A 3,017-nucleotide genomic window follows, 5' to 3' on the forward strand; every position below is an offset into this window, starting at 1 on the left:
ACTCCTGTCAACGACCATCAGGGTGATGGTGTGACAAGAGTATGGCTTGCACTTGTTTTACTCTGCCGCGCAGCGGCTTCGTTCAACAAACGACTATGGCGTCAATGATTAGTTTTTGGCTGTACTTTCATTCCACATGGCGCCATCTCTCAGCATAGAGTTTAGGGTCACAACCATCTTTCGAACACACGCGATTATTGCGACTTTCTTAGGCTTTCCGGCAGCTAAAAGTCGAGCATAAGTCGCTTTGAATACGGGGTTACATTGCATGGCTGACATCATTGCCATATATAACACTGTGCGTACTTGCGCTCGACCGCCTTGGATCACGCGCTTACCTTTGTAGCGCCCACTTTCGCGTGTTATTGGAGCGACACCAATCAGTGATGCTGCTTGTTTATTCGTGATGTAACCAAGTTCAGGTACGTTGCTAATTATTGATGCAGCGGCAATGTTTCCTATTCCTGGGACGCTTTGCAATATTGTGTTTTTAGCTTGGTATTCAGGGCTATCTTCAATGAGTTTAACGAGCTTTTCTTCTAACTTGGTGATTTGATTTTTTATTGTGGTTAGCATTGGTTTGATAGTCGGATGGAGAGAGGCGGGAAGTATCTGGATTCGGTTCTTTTCCATGGTTTGCATGGATAACAACTGATTTCGGCGAATGACTAAGTCACTCATTAGGCGTATGTTTTTGGCTTTATGACAGTAAGAGCTGGTTTGATTGCTTCTCCATAGTGAGCGATCAATTCTGCATCTAAACGATCATTTTTGGCTCTGCGGCCAATAGCACCAGCGAATCGTTTTATGTGGACAGGGTTTGCTCTGACAATAGGTAGTTGAGCCTCTGCACATGCAAGAACAAAAGGCATTTCTAATCGGCCTGTAGCTTCAATAACGATTCGTTCAGGACTGTGACTCTTAATCGTTTTGAGTGCTTTTTTGATGCCTTTATCATTGTTCTCTACTGAGAAAAATAGGTCTAGTGGCCTGATGTGGATGTCTAATTGTGTTTTGCCGGTATCAACTCCAACGTTGATGCTTTGATTGATTTTGGTATTCATAATAAGCTAACTCATGCTTGCGTAATGCGGGTTCGAGACCCAGTCGACTATTCGAGGTTTATGCTTGAAGTTCTATGTAGCGTTCATGTTTGTTATCGGTCTCTCGATAGAGGAGCCAGCGTTTAAACGAACTACTACATAGAAAGCTTTAGTTGCAGCTAAAGCCTGGGTCTCACATTACCCGATTGGAGTGCTTATTATCCATACAAGCATTTAAGGCGGATTCTTATATGTACCTCTGGCCAAATTTTATGCCTGTATTTCTTAGCATCAAGCGAAATTGAAATTAGTGGAATTAATATCAAACTAGACTTTGGAAATATCCCTACAGGCGTTTAAAGCAGCCTAATACTGGCCCTTCCTTTCTGCTCAAGATTGGATTTCGTGTTAACAGCGCTCTGTTTACTATTGGGTAATCGCGTCGTTCACGTCCTTTAAACGCCGTAATGTTCTACCCTAAGACGTAACACTTTGTGGAGGTCTGTATGAATATCAAAGAGTCTGATTGGAAAATCTTTTGCGAGATAAAGAGTGAAGCTGCGCAACTGTTTTGTACTCGTCAGCTAGATGAAGCCATCAAAGCGATTACTGATGAATCAGAATCTGTAGGGGAAAGATTTCACTTTATGTGCGAGTACTCCAAAGAATCTCAAAAGCAAATGAAGCTTATTTTTGATGGCCATTCTCGAAGCCGAGCATTTATCCAACTCATGCAAATGTGCGAGGAAGGTTTGATTGTACCAAAACAATTCGAACGCCTTTCAGAGGAACTCAAAAAAGACATTACGAACGCTCTAGAAAGAAGAGCCTAAGGAAAGTCGGGTATTCAGGCCGCGTGACCCTGTAAATGTACGATAACCTTCCAAGGTAAACTGCTACAACCATCCTAATATTACTCCTCTTTATTCGCTAATTCGGAATCCGAATCCATAATATTTGGCCAGGGAGGCTGAGTGTTATGTTTTGAAAAGTGAGTGTGCGGAGCCTAGCGAAAAAGCGGTCTAGTCTTTGTGTTAGAAAAACTACTGTATAAGTCCACCTTTCGTCCACCCTTAATCCACCCAAGCAAGACTGGGATAAAATGGGGAGAGGAAAAGTTGATTATTTTCAGTGTATTGCGCGAGATTTACGACGTTTTAGAGGGCTCAGAAACGGTGAAACCCCGATGTTGGTAGCATCGGGGTTTCGAATTTCTAGATTTCTCGACTGGTAAGATCGATTATCTTTTCTATGCAGAAGGCTGGATTAATCCAATCTTATTCCTTGGTAGGGAACTAGATACGGATGAAGTCCATGTGCTCAACTTTAGGCTTGAACGCGTGACGTTGAACGTCTTGCGGCTTAACCTTAACTTCTGCGCCGTCAATCACTAGAGTGATTGTTTCGTAGAATTCAGGCTTATCCATTTGGTTGATCACGTCAGCGTGAACAAGTTCGATAGCTACAGCTGCTGCTTCGCCACCGTAGATTACAGCTGGGAATTTACCAGCGTGACGTAGGCGGCGGCTCGCACCTTTACCTAGTTCAGTACGTACTACTGCTTCAAATTTCATAGTTTTACTCTCAAATTAGTAAAAATTAACTTCACACCTCAATGCGACCTTGAGTATGTGGTAAAGCTTAGGCATAAACGAGTTCATGCTTAAGCGAGCGCGGATACTAACATCACATTCAAATCTGAGCAAGTCAGAAGCCCATCTCAAAGTGAATTTCCTTCGATAAATGATTCGTTTGGAGATAAAACGTTCACTAGTGCTTATTTACCCCATTTTATTGTCTTTTACATTGCCAATCTTATCTATTTATAGCGCTGCTAAATCATCAAGTTAATGAACGGAAAATGAATGTTTACCTAAGGCTTGGGGCTCTTCTCCGCTTAGATGAGTCTATAAATTAACAATAAAATCAATAAAGCATTGATTTATAATTACTTCCTGTCTTATATCTTAGTGT

General features: G+C 41.9%; 2 protein-coding genes and 1 pseudogene. 1 reads left to right on the plus strand and 2 read right to left on the minus strand.

Annotation, left to right across the window (positions count from 1 at the left end):
* Positions 1-108: 108 nt before the first annotated feature.
* Positions 109-1,064 (minus strand): annotated as a pseudogene (locus tag AB4589_RS24860) (IS110 family transposase).
* Between the two features lie 485 nt (positions 1,065-1,549).
* Between AB4589_RS24860 and AB4589_RS24865 the strand changes: the two are divergent.
* Positions 1,550-1,876, plus strand: a complete 327-nt coding sequence (locus tag AB4589_RS24865; RefSeq protein WP_009847094.1) for a hypothetical protein — start codon at positions 1,550-1,552, stop codon at positions 1,874-1,876.
* 462 nt (positions 1,877-2,338) lie between these two features.
* On the opposite strand, the gene rplY is transcribed toward AB4589_RS24865, so the two are convergent.
* Complete coding sequence (gene rplY, locus AB4589_RS24870) at positions 2,339-2,617, minus strand: 50S ribosomal protein L25 (protein WP_009847093.1); 279 nt, start codon at positions 2,615-2,617, stop codon at positions 2,339-2,341.
* Positions 2,618-3,017: the final 400 nt, after the last annotated feature.

The sequence above is a fragment of the Vibrio sp. 10N.222.49.A3 genome (assembly GCF_041475145.1).
Lineage (GTDB): Bacteria > Pseudomonadota > Gammaproteobacteria > Enterobacterales > Vibrionaceae > Vibrio > Vibrio tasmaniensis_A.

Excerpts from the sequence above, each read along its gene's own strand:
- AB4589_RS24865 (WP_009847094.1), top strand. The coding sequence starts at position 1,550 with ATGAATATCAAAGAGTCTGATTGGAAAATCTTTTGCGAGATAAAGAGT.
- rplY (WP_009847093.1), bottom strand. The coding sequence starts at position 2,617 with ATGAAATTTGAAGCAGTAGTACGTACTGAACTAGGTAAAGGTGCGAGC.